Raw genomic sequence first — 18,282 nt, 5'->3', positions numbered from 1 at the left:
CGTTTAAAGGGGTTGATCAAGTGATCGATAACAGATATCAATCTAGGCTGAACCTGCCCCGACAAAACGGTTGCTTTCTGGCTCTTGCTTGTTATATATTTACTATTATCGGGGAAACAATCTCCATCCATAGCAGTCGCATTATCCGCGATCACCATTCGGTTTCTTTCACTTCCTTTTACTTATGACTGTTGCTAGCGCTCCCAATCTCCTGTCTGAAGACGAAGCCTTGTCTCTGATTGAAACGGTTATCCAACAATCGGAAGCTGAGGAAGTCTTTGTCAGTATCAGCAACAGTGAAGAAGCCCTAACTCGGTATTCGGAAAATCAGATTACTCAAAACGTTAGTAGTACCCGATTTAGTCTCTCGATTACCAGTTATTTTGGTAAACGCAGCGCCACAGCCTCCACGACTGAACTTGACCCCGATGCCATCAAAGCCGCAATTAAACGATCTGAGGAGTTAGCCACAATTGCCCCAGAAGATCCCGAATGGGTAGCGGTGTTAGAACCCCAAACCTACGAAAATCGGACTCCAGCTTTTGATCACGCCACTGCTTGTTTTTCCCCCCTGCAACGCGGAGAACGAGTCCAAACGGTTTGTCAGATGAGTACAGAGGCGAAAGTAGAGGGTTCGGGTACTCTCAGCAGTGAAGCGGAAGTCTTTGCCATTGGAAATTCTCGGGGGTTGAGAGCGTGTAATCGTCTGACGAGTGCTGATTTTGGGTTTACGGCTAAAATAGACAACGGTTCGGCTTGGAGTCGGCGCAGTGCGATTAGTATCGAAGATTTACCCCTGACCTCGTTAACGGAAACGATTATTAATCGGGCTTATTCTGCTCGTCATCCCCAAGAAGTGCAACCGGGAGTTTACCCCGTTATCTTTGATGGGGCTGCGTTTGCTGAGTTGTTGATGTGGGTAATGTTTAATTTGGATGCTCGGGCAGCCGACGAAGGGCGATCGTTTATGTCGCGGATGGATGAAAGCGGAAAGCCGGCGGGAAATCGGTTGGCCGAAGCGCTATTTAGCCCGATGGTGAATGTGCAGCGAAATCCCTCCCATCCTTTGATTGGAGGTTCGACGTTTTTTGCTGATGGGCTGAAAAAGGATGATCTCGAAATTATTAAAGATGGGGTGCTGCAAACTTTGTCTTACAGTCGCTATTGGGCGGCACAGAAAGGAGTTCAACCGACTGGGGCGATGTATCCGGTGGTGATGGCAGGCGACAATCAGAGTTTGGCGGATTTGATTGCTCAAACCGAACGGGGGATTTTGGTCAGTCGCGCCTGGTATGTGCGTTATGTGAATCCTCGCACGTTAGAGGTGACGGGGATGACGCGGGATGGAACGTTCTGGATTGAAGACGGGAAAATTGCCTATCCGATTAAGAATTTGCGGTTTAATCAAAACTTGCCGGAAATGTTGGCTTCTGTTGATGGGTTGAGTCAGGTTCACCGTTATGGCGGGAGTGTGGTACCAGGGGTACGGGTAAAGGCGTTTAATTTTAGTAGCATTACCGATAGCATCTAGAAAGTGTCTTTCGTTCTCTCGGAGAGTTAATGCACATTTTGGTTTTTCTGTCAAGTCTGATTAAAAAGAGGTCATCAAAACTCGTGCGTCGCAGCTTGGGAAAGGGATAAAGTTTTGACTAAATTTTGAGGGGAAGTGACGAAGAATTAGGGGTTTGAGGCGTTATAATTTGGGAAAATACCTTATAGGTCAGACCATTCCTCTATTTTCTTTTGAGAGTATCATACCAGAAGGGCTGAAAGAACGCAAGCCCGTTGCTTATTGAGAATAATTCTTGAGTTAAGTTTTGTAAAAATCGGTAATTGATAGAAAGTTCGGAACATTCGTCTGGTTATAAATTATTTAAACTTATATTTTGGCAAAGGGGTTGAAGAATACCGCTAAAATAACTTGTTCAACTCTAAGTATCTTAATGTCTACTGTTGTTGTTTGTTGTTTGTAGAGACATCAAGAAACCAATTTTGCTGCTGAAGTCGTTCCCATGCTTTGCGTAGGTGACTAGGTTTAAATAGTTTGCGTTTTCTTTCATTCCATTGTTGCACTAATGCGATCGCTCTTTCACAATCTTCTGCTGCTTGCGGATCTTCTCTGGTAACTACCCAGTGAATTGTGGCTAGCATTTCCATTCCGTAAGGTGTTTCAAAACCAGTAATTAAATTACTAACTTTCGCTAAACGATTATTCGCTTCGGGATGCTTTTCTAAATAACTATGCGCTGCTTTGCTTCCTTCCGGCAAAACATACATTTGTGAACGCTGACTTCGATCTCCATATCCACGAATAAAATGACCATCTAAAGCTTGTAGAACATGATTCAGATTATCTGCATAAGGACCATAGAGATGTTTCTCATAATTCAGTTTTAAGGGTTCTTGAGCTTCTTGAAGAAAATAAGCAAGTTTCTGAATTTCCAGTTTTGTTAATTGATAACCTGGAATTGCATACAGTTCTAGCAAACGAATAAATAAGGCGCGAGCAAGAGTCATTTTTGTTTTTTTTGTAGCGACTTGAATTTTATCGGCTACAGGTGCGCTTCCGGGTTCAAATATAACTATTTTAACGTCTGTAAATTCAGCAAAAGCATTAACTATCATGGGTTTTACCTGCACCCAATCTAAGCCACCGTTACCGCATCCGAGAGGAGGAATAGCGATTGATTTAATTTTAAGTTGTTGAACTTCTTCAACTAAAGCTTTTAATCCAGATGCAATATCTTCTATTTTTGATTTTCCTTTCCAGTGACGTTTGGTTGGAAAGTTAATAATATACCGGGGAAACAGCTTGCCTGTAGAGGTGGTAAACATTTTTCCGGGTTGAATTTCTTTAGCCTCACAGCCTTTTTTGTATTGCTTAAAGTTTTCGGGAAATGCCTGTTTGAATTGCAAAGCAATACCTTTCCCCATCACGCCAACACAATTTACTGTATTGACCAAGGCTTCGATATTCTCTTTGATCAGGTTGCCTTCCTTGAATTCAATCATTTCTCTTTATTAGCTTGTTTCTATAATGCTTTTTCTAAAATTTATGTAACTTTTATTTACTACTTTATCAATAAATAATTTTTTTCGCAAGTACGCTACCTATAGCGTTAAACTTTATATTATATCTCCATATTTAGTGGCTTTTACTTATATGATGCTGTCAACTCGTTCAGTACACCTTAAGGTTTAAGTAATTTAATTTGTTTAAAAATTCAAAGATTTGATTTATCTTTAACTATATTCATAAACTTAGATTGAGTATATTTAAAAATATTCAAAGCCTTACTAATAGTACCAATTAGAACAGACTCTTACTAAAGGCTGATGTTGTTTTTTTTGTAATATACTTTGAACTTTTGTTTTGATGCTGTCATTGATAACACCAATTGCTGTAATGAATCTCCAAGGATAAAAACGATGCACCAAAAATTCAGCTTGTCGCCGCCATTTGCGATTTCGATCTTCTTCTGTATCACTCCAATATCTTTCTTCCATTAGTCCCCAGTCAATTACTTCACCTAGTTGCCAGAGATCGTCATAAAAATCAGAGTAATCCATAATTGCATGACCATCAGTAAAAGCAAAATCTAAGTCTGAGTTTGCTATTGTTTCTATTTCGGTCACTAAATGAATGATTGAGCTTTGACTTCCTTGATACCCCTGTACATTTCTTCTATATATGGCGTAAAGCATGGGTGAACGAGGTCCGAAGTAAAAAGGAACATAATCATGGAGTAAGCCCCCAACACTACAAGGAACAGGTTTATTTGCCCTTCTATCTTGAATATTTTGATGGGCAATATCTGTATAACGAACTTGTTGTTGTCTGAGTTGACTGCAAGCAATTAATCCTCCAGAACTGATAATAGAAACAAGATTATCAATATGAGTGATGTGGTAAATCGGTGTAGACATTGCTGATGGATAGATAAAAAATCCTCAAGCAGAGGAGAACTCAAGAAACAATTAAAATTCTTTGTATCGCTTTAACCAAGTTGTTGTCGGACAAAAATTAACTTTGGCTGAGATCGCCGCTTCTCGATCTACAGCATAATGACTAATCATCCACACCTCCTCAAGATCATCAGGGAGTTCCAGTAAAGCTAACCGCAACATTCCTGCTCCGGGTTTACGGAAAGAATCAAATTGAGTTTGATCTCGGCGACTGAGATTGAGAAAATCGGAACGTTGATATTCAGTTTGAATGATTTGAACCTTATTTTCAACGGCAAAATTGAATTCCACAGACCAACAAAAGTCCCCTGTCCAATCACTAAAATAAATCTTGCTAATTGCGGGAAATAGACGCAGAATAGAGACTTTTTCCTGTTTAGCGCTGTCTACAGACTGAGGAGTTGAGGGATGATTAATCTGATCATCATTAACAAGGGCGATAATGATCCATCCACTGCGATAGAAATAGGCGATCGCCTCAGAGACACCGGGAAGGGGTTGTAAATCTTGAGGATGTTGAGAAAAGGGTTGACCGGAAAGGGTGGTGGTTAAAGTTCCCATACCGTCAACCAACAAGACTTTGTACATTGTGTTTTCGGTTCAAAAAGGCAGGAGGCAGATCAGGAAAATTAAACCGACATTTTTTCGCCTCCGAGAAAATACGGAGAAGTGAGTGAGATTTTGAACTCAGAATATATCTCTATTGACTTAACTTCACTTTGACCAATTCTTGAACTTTTTTGCCATCGGCTTGACCTTTCAAACGTTGCATCACAGGCCCCATGACTTTGCCCATATCTTTCGGGGAACTGGCATTGACTTCAGCGATCACTTCATCAATAATAGTGGCAACCTCCGCATCTGAAAGTTGCTGAGGGAGGAATTCTTCAATGATGACTAATTCTGCCTTTTCTGTTTCTGCTAAATCTTCCCGTCCCGCCTTGTCATATTGTTCTATCGAATCTCGTCGTTGTTTGGCTTGCTGCATTAACACCTCAAGTTCCTGTTCCGGTGTCAGAGTCTCTTGACCCTTGCCTTTTACCTCACTTTCTTTCTCAATCAAAACCTTCTTAATGCTGCGAACCGCTTCGAGGCGGACTTTATCCTTGGCTTTCATCGCCGCTTTAATTTCTTCGCTGATTTGATCCTTTAAACTCATAGGGTTGATCCTTGAACAAAAATATCCTGAAAAATCAGGGTCTAGGGAGTGAGGAATTAGGGTTTCTGAAATCGGTTTGAATCTAGTAGATGTATCCACTTTTCGATCAAGATCCGTATTTCCCCTATTTTAATTTGGCACAGAATTTTTAACAATAAAAGAGAGATGTCTTTTGATAGATTAGCGAACTGAGTTGTGATTGTTAACTTAGTAGACGAACATTACCCATCCGGGCTGTCTTGTGAGGTGTCTACGTCCAATCAATCCTGAATTGCTCCCCCATAACAGTGGTAAGATTTCCATGAATGAACTGCGAGGCCATACCGTGATCCGTTCTGCTACTTTACCTGTTCCTCATTCTGAACCCCTAGTTCCCGATCATAATCGACTGCGGTTGTTTGCGGGATCGGCAAATATTACCCTTGCTACCGAAGTCAGTCGTTATCTGGGACTTGACTTAGGCCCGATGATTCGCAAACAATTTGCTGATGGTGAATTGTATGTGCAGATTCAAGAATCTATTCGCGGCTGTGATGTTTACCTGATCCAACCCTCCTGCCATCCGGTCAATGATCATTTAATGGAATTATTGATTATGATTGATGCTTGTCGGCGAGCATCGGCTCGACAAGTAACGGCAGTTATCCCCTATTATGGATATGCTAGAGCTGATCGGAAAACGGCAGGTCGAGAATCAATCACTGCTAAATTAGTGGCAAACCTGATTACTCAAGCGGGTGCAAGCCGAATTTTGGCAATGGATTTACATTCAGCCCAAATTCAAGGCTACTTTGATATTCCTTTTGACCATGTTTATGGTTCTCCGGTATTGCTCGATTATCTGGCGAGTAAGAACCTACCCGATCTCGTTGTTGTGTCTCCGGATGTCGGTGGGGTAGCCAGAGCCAGAGCCTTTGCGAAAAAGTTGGATGATGCGCCTTTAGCAATTATTGATAAACGTCGTCAGTCTCACAATGTCGCCGAAGTTTTAAATGTGATTGGTGATGTTGAAGGGAAGACAGCCGTGTTGGTCGATGATATGATTGATACGGCAGGTACGATTAGCGAAGGGGCTAGACTCCTACGGGAAAAAGGAGCAAGACAAGTTTATGCTTGTGCGACTCATGCGGTGTTTTCTCCCCCTGCAACCAAACGGTTATCAGAAGGACTATTGGAAGAAGTCATTGTTACCAATACCATACCTGTTCCGCCAGAAAAGCAATTTAAGCAGTTGACGGTGCTATCTGTAGCCAACTTGCTCGGAGAAACAATTTGGCGTATTCACGAAGATACTTCGGTCAGCAGTATGTTCCGTTAGATTAACAGAGAGTCGGGAGGAGGAAAGCTCTTTTACAAATGAGACTTTCCTATTCCCTCTCTCTCCCAGGGCAATGCGCGTTCTAACCCTAAAACTTGATTTGTGGGGAGGTGGGGAGGTGGGGAAGTAGGGAGATAGGGAGGATTTTTATTAACAAAAAGCTATTTTTCATCTCCAAAAAATCTTCTCCCCACCACCCTATCACCCTATCACCCCATCAACCTCGGCAATTTTTAACTGAGAATGAAACAGCTTTGCTCTCTCCCTAACGGGTTTGGATCATCGCAGACCGAAAACCTTAACCTCCCCAAACTTTTTTGAGAATATCTTCGGGTGAGAGATCAGCAATTTTACCCGTGGGAGATTTTACCCCAATCACCCGATCAGTTTTGGGCAATAACTTCTCAGGATCAGTCGGCCCAAATAAGGCAATGGTATAAGTTCCCACTGCAACAGCTAAGTGCATCGGCGCACTGTCGGTACAAACCATCAAATTTGCCGCCGCAATCATAGCCGCCAGTTTACCAATATCTCCGGGTGTTGTCACCTTCACATCCCGACAAGACTGGGTGAGTTGATTGACCCAATCGGCATCTTCTGGCCCTTTCACCACAACCACCGGGATATTGGGTTGTTGTTGCTGCATATCTTGAATCACTTTCTGCCATTTCTCAACCGGATAAATCTTGTCAATCCCAAGTTGTTGAGCCAGCAAACTCGATCCTCCGTGAATCAGGATATAACCACTGTCTTTAATCCCTAGCTGTTGCTGTTGAGTCTCAGCCCAACTAATATCGGATTTTGGAACATTGATCGCCAAACCCGAAAACGGTAGGCTTAAATCCAATCCTTGCAGCAAATCGTGATACATTTCGGCGGCATATTGTTCGGTTTTTAGGGGAACAGATTGGGTGAGAAACATCCCGCCTGCACTTCCAGCATAACCGACTCGTTGGGGAATTCCAGTTAGCCACAACAGCAGCCCTACCGTCCATCGCTTTCCTAGCGATAATACCAGATCAAACTCTCGTTCTCGGACAATGCCCAAAAAATTTCCCCAGTCCGCGAGGCTATTGCGGTCTTTAAAATCATAGGCCAAAACTTCAGAAACTGATTTGCACACCCGATAAGCTCCTTTCGCCCTGGGTTCAACCACCACAGAAATCCGGGCTTGGGGGTAAGCTTGTTTGAGATCGTCTAAGGTCGGAAAGAACAAAACTTGATCACCAATCCCGCCAGGGACAAGGGCTAGTATTCTCATCTGTATACGAGTTAATCTACTGAACAGCTTAATTTTAAAGGAATACCACCTTACACACTCAAAATCTCAAAATGCACTTATTAATTCCCGCCGCAGGTATGGGGCGACGCATGGGATCTTCCCGTAATAAACTGCTTCTGACTCTACTCGAACAACCGTTATTCGCCTGGACACTTAAAGCCGCAGAAGCTTCTACTGCCATCCAATGGATAGGAGTTATCGGTCAACCCATTGATTTCCCCGATTTTAAAGCCATTCTCGCCCAACTAAACCTCAAAACCCCCATTGAGTTCATTCAAGGCGGTTCCACCCGTCAGGAGTCCGTTTACAACGGCTTACAGGCTTTGCCCCCCGAGGCGGAACGAGTCTTAATTCACGATGGCGCCCGCTGTTTGGTGACGCCTGGATTATTTGATCGCTGTGCGGAAGTGTTGCAAACTTGTCCGGGTTTAATTGCTGCAATTCCTGTCAAAGATACGATTAAAATTGTTGATCGCAATAGGTTAGTTCAAGATACCCCTGATCGACAACAATTATGGGCTGCCCAAACTCCCCAAGGCTTTGAGGTAAAATTGCTTAAACAATGTCACGATACTGGACAGTCTCAAGGTTGGGCGGTGACGGATGATGCGGCGTTGTTTGAAAAATGTGGTTTACCTGTTCATATTGTCGAAGGGGAGGAAACTAATCTGAAAGTCACAACTCCGGTAGATTTGCGAGTGGCTGAGTTTATTTTAAGAGAAAGAAAATAAACAGTGAGGGTGCTGACTTTGCACCCCTGAATATTTCTTGGGGTTGTGAGTTTATTTTGAGTAAATTGAGGAAATGTTGAGACTTGAGTTGTATGAAAAGATTAGGGCATCCAATCAACTCCCCTGAAAATCACGTCAACTTTATAACAGGTTTAACTGATGTCAAGATTACAATGATTTCCCCAATCAAAACCCCATTTTCCCAATCAATTAGGAGCCAGAATTTTGCCGATTATGCGATGGAATACAAACTCAAGGAGTCTTTTCTCTGAAATTGTATTTTTTGACTCAAACCAAACCCCAGTCGGACAAGGAACTTTTCAATCTGCTGCAACTCCCTTTGAAGGAGATTTTATCAATCCGCTTGGTCAGGCTTCAGTTAAAATCGAATTCCCAGAAAATTGGTTTAAAGTTCTCCGTTTTCAAGCTCAGATTTCCGGGTTAACCTGGTCTTTATCAGACAAAGAAGATTTCCAACTTTTTTGGTGTTCTACTCAGTTCAAAACTTGGGCGATTTCCTATTCAAACTTAGGCGAACCAAGCAAAGTGGAAGGGTGGAGGTTTGGTGATTCAGCTAATTTACCGGTATTGACTGTCTATGAAAATCGATGGGTACAGATTAATTCCGAGGGTGAAAATATTGGTCACAACTGGATTTTGAAACCCTAATCAGTTTGAGCGGGTTTCCCGATTTATAAACGGCTGACAAGGCCAGAAACGAATGGGTGTATCTGCTATTAAGCGATTAATTTCACCTATTGTTTCGGTGTGAGAAAAGTCCTCTCGGGTAATTAAGCATTTCAAGATATCAAAACTTGGGGTTTCAACCCGATGATAACCGCCATGGACATCGACTTTTCCCGAAAACAAGAAAATAATATTGATCACATCAATCATCAAACCATTCCACATATTTAACTTAAAATCTACACGATTAACTCCTTTCATTAAAGAACAGTCGAGATAATTAAACTTTTCAAATAAGTCATAGGCAGAAGTGGGTTCGACGGCAGATTGCGATGTAATCATCACTCGAATGTAAGGACGATATTCTGTCTGATTTTGAAAGGTTTTAACGGGTTTAAGGTAGACGTTTCCTAATCGTAATCCTGACATTTCTAAACTAGGTTCTGTAAACCAATTGGCTAATAAGGAAAGGTATCGGAGAACGATATCTCGATCACTGGAGAATAAGTAGATATCTTGACAGCGTTGAATGGCAGAACGGACATAGTTATTGCGTCCTTCTCGGAGGAATTCTAGAGGAATGTCGGGAGAGGATAAAATCAGTTTATTCACAATTAGATAATCTCCCATCTGACTTTTTTCTTCGTCAATTCGTTCGTCTTTACCAAACTTATCGGATAATATTCTTAAAACATTTACGAGAACTAAAGCTCCCATACTATGCCCAATTAAATTGACATTTAAAGAGGTAAAAGCGGGAATTTTAGCTTCAGTATTTGGGTCAAATGGCATACTAATATAAGGATTTTCTCCTAATACTTTATCTAAACGCCAAAAGAACTCGGCTAAGTCGGGTGCGCCGTAATGAATGGCTCGATAGCGATCGCGTTGATAGACAACTAATCGCAAAATTTGCATCAATAGTAACCACAAAACAAAGACAACAAAAGTTACCGCTTGCCATTGTTTAATTAATGAACTAATTTTAGAGAAATTAAACCAAGCCCAAAGCGGATCTAAAATAGGGTCTAGTCCGAAACTTTGTAAGAAAGGAACTATGGCTAAAGCACTGAGAATATAAAGTACCGTTCCAGCTAACCCCGCTAATACTGCAATGGTTAATAAAAACTTAAAGAAAATCCCCCAATTGTATCGTGCATCCGTCCAAAGTCCGGGGGCGACAAAAGGCTGTTCTCCCGGCCAATTATAGCCAATATAAGCACTTTTATCTTCTAATGTTCCAATATAATTAATCGGCCCTTTTAAACATAATGATTCGGCTTCACTCTCAAAAGAGTCATAGAATTGTTCTGCGGGAGTCGAGTAACCATGAGTTCTCAGAGTCAAGCGTTTGAAGTTTTGCGATCGCAGGATAATTCCCAACTCAGCAATATTAAACAACGGACGAAATTGATCCATTGGTGGTAACTTTCGAGCTACATTTAATGAAGTTGGGGCTGTACTTACGACCAAAAATATGTTAGAATATTGTCGATTGGCATAAACTTCAAAGTTGCGACTAACTGCTTGTGTAAACTGTTTATTGTACCAACTATTGAGAGTCCGAATCACATAATCTTCATCGACTTGTTTGGCAAATTCAGGATACTCATTCGGATCACAAGTTGAACGCAAAGCCTCTGCGATCGCCTGTTCTTGCTGATAAGATCCATAGGTGGGTAAACCATAAACGGCTTGGGTTTTTACACCTGTGGGTTGAGTGTAAGCAAGCTGTACAATACGAGCTTTTGTCCACCAGTCAGAAAAGGGTGCTGCATTGCGAACAATTGACTCTAACCAACGGCGATCGCTTTTTAGGGTTTCTTTCTGCCAATAAAAGGGCAAACTGTCATAGGTGGGCTGAATTTCCATAGTTGTTTTAATCTTGGATTATACTTAGAGATTCACTCTATTTATAACAGGTTGTGAGGCGAAACACTAGAGAGAAGTCTCTCGATCAAATTGATCACAACAAATACTTATACAAAACGATTGAGAGTTATAAATATTTGTTAAAATTAATGTCGCCAACTCGAAAGTTATATTCAGTTAAAATTTATACTTAAGTTATTACTATTGCCATCGCGATGATCTTCAACTCAAAACAACGAATGTGGCTTTATTCCGCAATCAAAAAATTCACTCTCTCGACTCCAAAGATGAAAGTAGAACTGATTGCACGCCAATTCTTACGACTTTTACCCGCACTGACTGCAATTAGTATTTTTAGTTTTTCTGTGCTGCTTTGGCAAGCCCTAGCCCTGCAACAAAATCAACAAATTGAACGCAAAACCCGCTTACAAGCAACCAGCGTTGCCAACCAAATCAGCAATCAGTTAGAGGAACGTATTTTAGCTTTAGTTCGCATGGCGGGACGCTGGGAAAACTCAGGACGTCCCATTCAGCGAGAGTGGGAGAGAGATGCTGCTCTTTTCGTTTTGCATCTTGGGGCTTATCAGGCAATTAGTTGGGTTGACTCCGACTATCAATTGCGTTGGATTGAACCGGATATAAGTCTAGAATCAATCTATGATAGCAACGCCTCACTCAAGCAACCCTACAAAGATATTTTAAAAGCAGCTTATACACAAGGTCATCTTGTTATTCAACAAATTCCTCGTTTAAATGCCTCAAAAGATGCAGATATTGTGATCGCAATTCCCATTTTTGTGAGACTAGAAAACACTTCGTCATCACAAGTCAAAACAAGTAGAGAAGATGATATATATCGTAGATTTGATGGGTTTATAATGACTGTTTCTCCTTCTGATACATTAATTGAAAAATTAGTGAGCGAAGATCTATTACAGGGATATGAAATAGAAATCTGGGATGGCGAACACAAGATTTATGAATATTTCAATCCGCAAAAACGCAGTCTAACAGAATTGGTGAAAGAAGAAGAAGTGAACCTCGATAGCATCAATTGGCGAGTGCGAGTTTATCCCACCGAAGAACTCCTTGCTTTAGAACAAACTCATTTACCTATCCTTGTACTCGGAAGTGGAGGGTTAATCGCCCTTTTAATGGGTTTGGTGATTCGTCAGGCGCAAATTTTAAATCGTCGGGCAAAAAACTTTGAAATCGCCAACCAAGATCTGCAAAAAGAAGTTGAAGAACGTCATCGAACAGAACAAGCATTACAACAAACTTATGATAATTTAGAGCAGCAATCACAAGAACGAATTGCTTGGGTGAATACACTCGAACAACGCAATAAAGAAAGAGCCTTACTCAACCGAATGAATGATTTATTACAGGCTTCTTTAAGCACAGAAGAAGCAACACAAGTGGTTTCTAAAACAGTTCCATTACTCTTTCCTACAAGTTCTGGTGGGATTTATTGGATTAATGATTCTCACACCTGGGTAGAAGCGATTGCCAATTGGGGAGAAACTCAAACCAGTAAAATCGTATTTGCACCCCATGAATGTTTTAGTTTACGTCAAGGTCAACCCTATTTATCAGATGAAACAGACATTTGTTTACCCTGTCAACACATAGAAAATTCTCCCTCAATTTCTCATTTGTGTATTCCGATGATCGCTCAAGGAGAAGCACTAGGAATACTCTATTTAAGCTTTTTAGAAGTTGACAAGCTCAATGAAAATCAACAACAACTCGGGATAATGTTTGCCCGTTCAATTGGGTTAGCATTAGCAAATTTACAACTCCGAGAAAGTCTGAGATATCAAAGTATTCGTGATCCCCTCACCACACTCTTTAACCGTCGCTATATGGAAGAATCTCTCACACGGGAAATCAATCGAGTCACTCGTAATACTTATCCAATTGGGATTTTAATGATTGATATTGATCATTTTAAGCAATTTAATGATACCTATGGTCACGATACGGGAGATAGTGTTTTAAAGGCGATAGGTCATTTTTTGCAAAGTCAAGTTCGAGGGAGCGATATTGCTTGTCGCTACGGGGGAGAAGAATTAATTTTGATTCTTCCAGAAGTCAACTTAAAAGAGACTCAAAATCGAGCCGAACAAATTCGCGAAGGTGTCAAAAAACTTCAACTAAAAAGAGGTAGCCAGAAGTTGAATGAAATTACAGTCTCAATTGGAGTGGCTTGTTTCCCCGATCAAGGGTTAACGGGAGAAATTGTGATTCAAGCCGCAGATGCAGCCCTTTACAAAGCCAAAGAACAAGGGCGAGATCAGGTGGTCGTCGCAGATTAGTTAATTCCATAACCGTCGCCACCAGGGTTCTTCTTTAACAGGGGGTAAATTGGCTTGAGTACGAATCTCGTTAATATCCCAATTGGTTAACCGGGCTAAATTTTGGATTTCTTGTTCTTGTCGTTCTTGAACAGATTCTTGATAGGCTTCAGTGAGATCACAAGTCATTTCCCCAGTATAGGGATGATTAATCACATACCGTCCTTGAAAAAGTTCTTGATTTCCGGTTGTTTGAAACTGTAAATCTTCTGGGAACGTTTCCCGAGTATACCGCACATGAACCCGACTAATAAATACATTTGTGGGTTGTCCGGGGTTTAACCAAAATACACCCGCTTGTTTCAATTCTTCGGGGGTTAAAGGGTCAGCAGCACAAGGATCACAACCTTGCATATTCCAAGCATATTCTAAAAACGCAACTCTTTTTTGTTCTAGTTCGTAGGTGGTTTTAAACATAGCTTGATAAAAGTCAGCAAACTTATTTTGAATAAACTCAGGAACCTCAACATTAGAAGGAATTTTGACGGTGCGATAGTTGGTAATTTCGGTTTGGCCTTGAGGAGAAAGTAAATAAACAATTAAATCTTGTTCTCCGGTGGCATTGATCATTCCTAAGCGAATGGGTAACATAAATCTAGGGGATTCATAAGCCATCATCAACGGACGTAATGATTGAAAACCCGCCCGATCAAATTCAGTTAAATTGACTTTAGCTACAAAAAACTTTAAATTTTGTCGAATATAAGGTTGTAAAAGTTGACTCGCACCTTGAGGGATTTGATACCCATTTTGAATTAACCAAGTTTCTAATCCGTCCGATTCTTTTGCACTCAAAATAATAATATCATATTCTCCGACTGTAAAGCGAGATTCGATGGTTATACCCAAGGTTTTATCACTTTGGGCTTCAGCTTCCGGGGCTGATTGCAGGAATACATCTCCACCGCCTCGGGTTCCTCTGGGATAATATGTACAAGGATTTTCATCAAAATATTCGACCAGTCGAGGCGCACTAAACGCATCAATTCGTTCAATAATTTTGGGTTCTCCAATTCGCACTTGCTCTTCAGTTAAAACAACAGGAACCGGAACGATTAAAGCAAAATCTTTGACCTCTCCTTTGTAGTCATTTGCCATTGTTAAAACGGTGCGATATCCATCTCTAGCCAGAATGACTTGGGAAGCTTCGTTGTATAAGCGGCTATCGGCTTTGGCGACATAAAATCCACAAAATGCCCAAGCTGAGGGGGAAAAGACAGTAAAAATGGCTAAAATTAACAGAAATAAAGTTAAAAGTTTAGGGATATTTTTCATCGTCAAAAAAGGAAAATAGGTTAAACTGAAAACCGAGTTGAGCGACTATTCAGCCAAATAAACCGAGGGGCTGACCAAATCTCATCGAAAACAAGAGTTAGGGGAGAGAGGATAAATAATGCCCAAAATAATGCCGTTGACAAAAAGAATAGATGCTGTAAAATAAATGTTAGGCTGGCAATCATAATTGCCCAAACAATCCGGCTTTGAGAAGCGTTGGGAATTGAACGCGGATCGGTTAACATAAATAAGGCAAATAAAAGCAAACTTCCACTCATTAACTGATGAGTATAAACATCCAAACTCCATCCTAAATAAACAGAACGAACGGCTTCAAGTCCAGCGTAGGTGGTTAAAAAGGTAGCTGACGTTTCCCATCGTCCGACTTGTTTTAAAATCATTCCACCCAGTCCTAAAAAGAATAGGAAATACCAAGTTTCGGTTCCCCACTGTCCAGGAGAAACCCAAGCATCAGAGGTGAGGGTTAAAGCTGCAATCATTCCAAAGTTAGCCGGGTTGAAAAAATGTTTCCCTCGATGATGTAAAATAAACTTACTGGCGATCGCAAAAACTCCAGCTAATATCATTGTATTGACACTATTGGCTCGAAGTAATAAGCATAATCCCAAAGCCGTAATTAAAGCACTTTTCCAGGAGGATAAACTTGCTTTATTAAAGTCCCAAACTTGAAGCGATTGAGAATTTAATTGTTGTAACCCAACGATGATTCCCTGTGTTAATAAACAAGTGCAAATCACAGTGATGATTAATTCAGGTTTCACTGTCCAGTCTCGGGTATTTACACCTAAGCCTAAAAAGAGAGAAAGAAACAAAATTTGAGCATTCCGAGCATCTTTAAACATTGTTTTTCTTCAGGTCTGCTATCTAGTGATTTATGACTTGATCAGGGGTTTTAATTGTTCCTGATTATTCACCCTGTTCAAAGTTTATATCAACAATAAATCGATAAAATCATCCAGACGATTTTGATATTTTTCGGTTTGTTCTTGAGCTAATTTAATAATCGCTCGAAGATTTTTTTCTGAAGTATCATCAATAGGAAAGATATCTTCATCCTTCAAAATAGGACTAATTCGCAAATAATGACTATGTTTTTCTATCGCATCATAAATTTGCTTCATCTGATAATCTACAGTCTCAGAAACTCCGGTCATAATGATATCAAACAAAGGAATTAACCATTCAATTTTACCCCAATTTCTAGCTTTATTGTAGGGATAAGTTCGTTTAACATCTCCAGTTCCTAGAGAAAGAATCACCATTGCTTCAGCCGTGGGGCCACTTTCATAGCGTTCATCTAAATTAAAATAACGGTTAAATTTGTGACGGGCTTCTGCATAGGCACAAAGAGCCGGATTATTCGCAAAAACACCCCCATCAACACAGGTATAAATTTCGTTTTTTAACGATCTAATTTGAGCAACTTCAAAGAATGTCGGTGCCGCAGTTGTCGCCCGAACCACATCTCGAACTAAAAAATCATATCGAGAATCAACTCGGGCATCATGTTGAGTAAAAAAATGAGTTTTACGTTGTTCAATTTCATAAGCGGTAATCAAGCTAGGTTTTAAAAGTTGACTCAATCTTAAATCCCCAAAAAAAGTTTTTAAGAGCTTTTCAAAACTATAGTGAGAATACTTTTCATTTAAAAAACCTCCAAAGTTTAGTAAACTATGTAAAAAAGATTTCGCAAAAATTTGATTAGACTTTTGATAATAAAACTGTAAGACTTCCTCGGCAGAAAGTAAGGGTTTATTGGGGGAGTTGGGATCAGGGCATAAATATAAGCAGGTTAAGATTCCTCCGGCACTACTTCCGGCGATTAAATCAAAGTATTCAGCCAGTTTAGCTTGGGAATTACCCGTCTTTTCTCGAATTTTATGTTCGACATAAATCAAGACTTGAGCAGGAATTAATCCCCGCATTCCACCACCATCTAGAGATAATATTCGGGTAAATTTAGCCATAACAGATTCAGAATTTATAGATAACAAACCAAAACTAAAGATTCCAGTGTCGAGCTAAATAATCACGAACTTCAAAAAAATTATTCCAAACAATATAAGGCTTTTGCTGTTCGTTGAGGTATTGGGCAAGGCGATCGCGAGCAAAAACAAGCGGCACACTTAAAGCCATATTTAAGTCGGTGACTGAATCTCCAATCGCGACTTTTTCATCACTTTCATACAAATCCATAATCTTGACTTTGGCGACTAATTCAGTATCGCCTTCAAACTCAGAATGCACTTGCCAATACTCACCCTGAGTCCCGATATCAACCGCATAAATTGCCGCGACACGATTCACTAAGTCTCCTAATACCGTTTCAACCATCACCCGAATGCCACCGGAAACTACAACCAGAGGAACCGCTTGAGCATCAAGAAAATCAATCAATTCTACCAATCCTGGGCGAATTTGCTGATGGCGAGAAAATTCAATCACCTCTTGATATCGTACCGAAGGAATCGACTCCAACATCTGTCGCACCCCTTGACGAAGGGTTAACTCTCGATTGTACAATTTTGGCATAATCTCCGCTGAGATTTGGGGGGTAAACTGTTTGAGCATGGCAACAAAAGTTTCTTGGGCGGTAATCGTGCCATCAAAATCACAGAAAATAATCTTATTCATCGGGGGTTTAGCAACCGTCTATACTGACAGCAACAATAGATTCGTGAGTTGATAGAATATCAATCAGATCTGCTGTTGATTGAGCGTGCAATTTAACCTTACACAACTTTTTTACGATTATGACATCAGTTGGTGTAGTCCCCAGTAATTCAGAAATTCCCCGCGTTCTCATACCGGAACCCACACCCACACCCGCACCCACGCCCGGAGAACCCTCACCAAGCCCCGGAGAATCCTCACCAAGCCCCGAAATTGACTTTGATGACGCTCGACGGATTGATGATCCCGATGGAGATACACTTCGAGGAACAGCAGGTGCAGATTTGCTTGTCGGTAATGTTGGCCCCGATAGTATCTATGGTACGGGAGGACGCGATACGATTTATGGACGTGGCCCTGATGATAACGGTGATAGTGATGATTCTCTCCGAGGAGATGACGGAAATGATCTCCTGTTTGGAAATCAAGGCCTCGATACTCTGATTGGTGGAGAAGGGGATGATACGATCTATGGAGGCCAGGGAGGGGATTCAATCTATGGTGGTGAACCGGGTGATGATCAACAACGTGATGATGTCAAGTTGCTCTTTGGTAATTTCAGTAATGATACGATCATCGGCGGTATAGATGATGACTGTCTCTACGGGGGTCGAGATAACGATAGTCTGATTGGCTTTGATGGAGATGACTATCTTTCGGGTGATTTAGGCCGTGATACTTTATTTGGAGGTGAGGGAGAAGACTCTTTTGTGATCGGTGAGAGTGGAGCAACTTCGATTGCAAGCCAGACTGATTTTATTCTTGACTTTACCGACGATGATGATGAGATTCTCCTCATAGATGGTCTACGGTTTGGAGATTTGGAAATAGAAGATACTACAGTTGGCGGACAAAGTGGTGCTTTAATTCGGATTGATACCGATAGTAATACTAATGATTTGTTTATTGGGTTTGTTGTTGGTGTCAGTGAAAATGATCTT

At 40.9% G+C, this 18,282-nt stretch carries 16 protein-coding genes; 6 read left to right on the top strand and 10 right to left on the bottom strand.

Annotation, left to right across the window (positions count from 1 at the left end):
- Positions 1-184 precede the first annotated feature (184 nt).
- A complete protein-coding gene (locus tag L8106_RS00080; RefSeq protein ID WP_009782095.1) occupies positions 185-1,531 on the top strand; it encodes a TldD/PmbA family protein in 1,347 nt (448 codons plus the stop codon).
- 416 nt (positions 1,532-1,947) lie between these two features.
- Here L8106_RS00080 and L8106_RS00075 read toward each other — a convergent pair whose 3' ends face one another.
- The 4 genes from L8106_RS00075 to L8106_RS00060 form a co-directional block, all read right to left on the bottom strand.
- Positions 1,948-3,012, bottom strand: a complete 1,065-nt coding sequence (locus L8106_RS00075; RefSeq protein WP_009782094.1) for a macro domain-containing protein — start codon at positions 3,010-3,012, stop codon at positions 1,948-1,950.
- Between the two features lie 285 nt (positions 3,013-3,297).
- The gene (locus L8106_RS00070) at positions 3,298-3,927 is read right to left on the bottom strand and encodes a DUF4433 domain-containing protein (protein ID WP_009782093.1); all 630 of its coding nucleotides are present in this window, start codon (positions 3,925-3,927) and stop codon (positions 3,298-3,300) included.
- A 51-nt stretch (positions 3,928-3,978) separates the two neighbouring features.
- A complete protein-coding gene (locus tag L8106_RS00065) occupies positions 3,979-4,554 on the bottom strand; it encodes a hypothetical protein (protein WP_009782092.1) in 576 nt (191 codons plus the stop codon).
- 112 nt (positions 4,555-4,666) lie between these two features.
- Positions 4,667-5,125, bottom strand: a complete 459-nt coding sequence (locus L8106_RS00060) for a GatB/YqeY domain-containing protein (RefSeq protein WP_009782091.1) — start codon at positions 5,123-5,125, stop codon at positions 4,667-4,669.
- A 325-nt stretch (positions 5,126-5,450) separates the two neighbouring features.
- On the opposite strand from L8106_RS00060, the gene L8106_RS00055 reads away from it, so the two are divergent.
- Complete coding sequence (locus L8106_RS00055; protein ID WP_083798355.1) at positions 5,451-6,443, top strand: ribose-phosphate pyrophosphokinase; 993 nt, start codon at positions 5,451-5,453, stop codon at positions 6,441-6,443.
- A gap of 298 nt (positions 6,444-6,741) precedes the next feature.
- Here the strand turns inward: L8106_RS00055 and L8106_RS00050 are convergent, their stop codons facing one another.
- Positions 6,742-7,704: a glycosyltransferase family 9 protein gene (locus L8106_RS00050; RefSeq protein WP_009782089.1), complete on the bottom strand. Its 963-nt coding sequence runs from the start codon at positions 7,702-7,704 to the stop codon at positions 6,742-6,744.
- A gap of 71 nt (positions 7,705-7,775) precedes the next feature.
- Here L8106_RS00050 and ispD point away from each other — a divergent pair, with 71 nt between their 5' ends.
- Together ispD and L8106_RS00040 are read left to right on the top strand one after the other, a co-directional pair.
- Positions 7,776-8,456: a 2-C-methyl-D-erythritol 4-phosphate cytidylyltransferase gene (ispD, locus tag L8106_RS00045; RefSeq protein ID WP_009782088.1), complete on the top strand. Its 681-nt coding sequence runs from the start codon at positions 7,776-7,778 to the stop codon at positions 8,454-8,456.
- A 225-nt stretch (positions 8,457-8,681) separates the two neighbouring features.
- Positions 8,682-9,125, top strand: coding sequence for a hypothetical protein (locus tag L8106_RS00040; protein WP_156803543.1), 444 nt, complete (start codon positions 8,682-8,684; stop codon positions 9,123-9,125).
- Here the strand turns inward: L8106_RS00040 and L8106_RS00035 are convergent, their stop codons facing one another.
- Complete coding sequence (locus L8106_RS00035) at positions 9,126-11,015, bottom strand: alpha/beta hydrolase (RefSeq protein ID WP_009782086.1); 1,890 nt, start codon at positions 11,013-11,015, stop codon at positions 9,126-9,128.
- Positions 11,016-11,254: 239 nt separating this feature from the next.
- Between L8106_RS00035 and L8106_RS29160 the strand changes: the two genes are divergently transcribed.
- The gene (locus tag L8106_RS29160) at positions 11,255-13,333 is read left to right on the top strand and encodes a diguanylate cyclase (protein WP_198012873.1); all 2,079 of its coding nucleotides are present in this window, start codon (positions 11,255-11,257) and stop codon (positions 13,331-13,333) included.
- On the opposite strand, the gene L8106_RS00025 is transcribed toward L8106_RS29160, so the two are convergent.
- From L8106_RS00025 to L8106_RS00010, 4 genes are all read right to left on the bottom strand, one after another.
- Entirely contained in the window at positions 13,334-14,647 is a 1,314-nt protein-coding gene (locus L8106_RS00025; protein WP_009782084.1) for a DUF2330 domain-containing protein, read from the bottom strand.
- A gap of 20 nt (positions 14,648-14,667) precedes the next feature.
- Entirely contained in the window at positions 14,668-15,510 is an 843-nt protein-coding gene (locus L8106_RS00020) for an RnfABCDGE type electron transport complex subunit D (RefSeq protein ID WP_009782083.1), read from the bottom strand.
- An 84-nt stretch (positions 15,511-15,594) separates the two neighbouring features.
- Entirely contained in the window at positions 15,595-16,635 is a 1,041-nt protein-coding gene (locus L8106_RS00015; RefSeq protein ID WP_009782082.1) for a patatin-like phospholipase family protein, read from the bottom strand.
- A gap of 34 nt (positions 16,636-16,669) precedes the next feature.
- Complete coding sequence (locus L8106_RS00010; protein WP_009782081.1) at positions 16,670-17,302, bottom strand: HAD-IB family phosphatase; 633 nt, start codon at positions 17,300-17,302, stop codon at positions 16,670-16,672.
- 119 nt (positions 17,303-17,421) lie between these two features.
- Here L8106_RS00010 and L8106_RS00005 point away from each other — a divergent pair.
- Positions 17,422-18,282 (top strand): calcium-binding protein (locus L8106_RS00005; RefSeq protein WP_009782080.1); only part of this gene is annotated, 861 nt, incomplete at its 3' end.

It is taken from the genome of Lyngbya sp. PCC 8106 (assembly GCF_000169095.1).
GTDB lineage: Bacteria > Cyanobacteriota > Cyanobacteriia > Cyanobacteriales > Microcoleaceae > Capilliphycus.
Note: the sequence above shows the minus strand (reverse complement) of the source record. Positions and strands in the feature narration are given on the sequence as shown.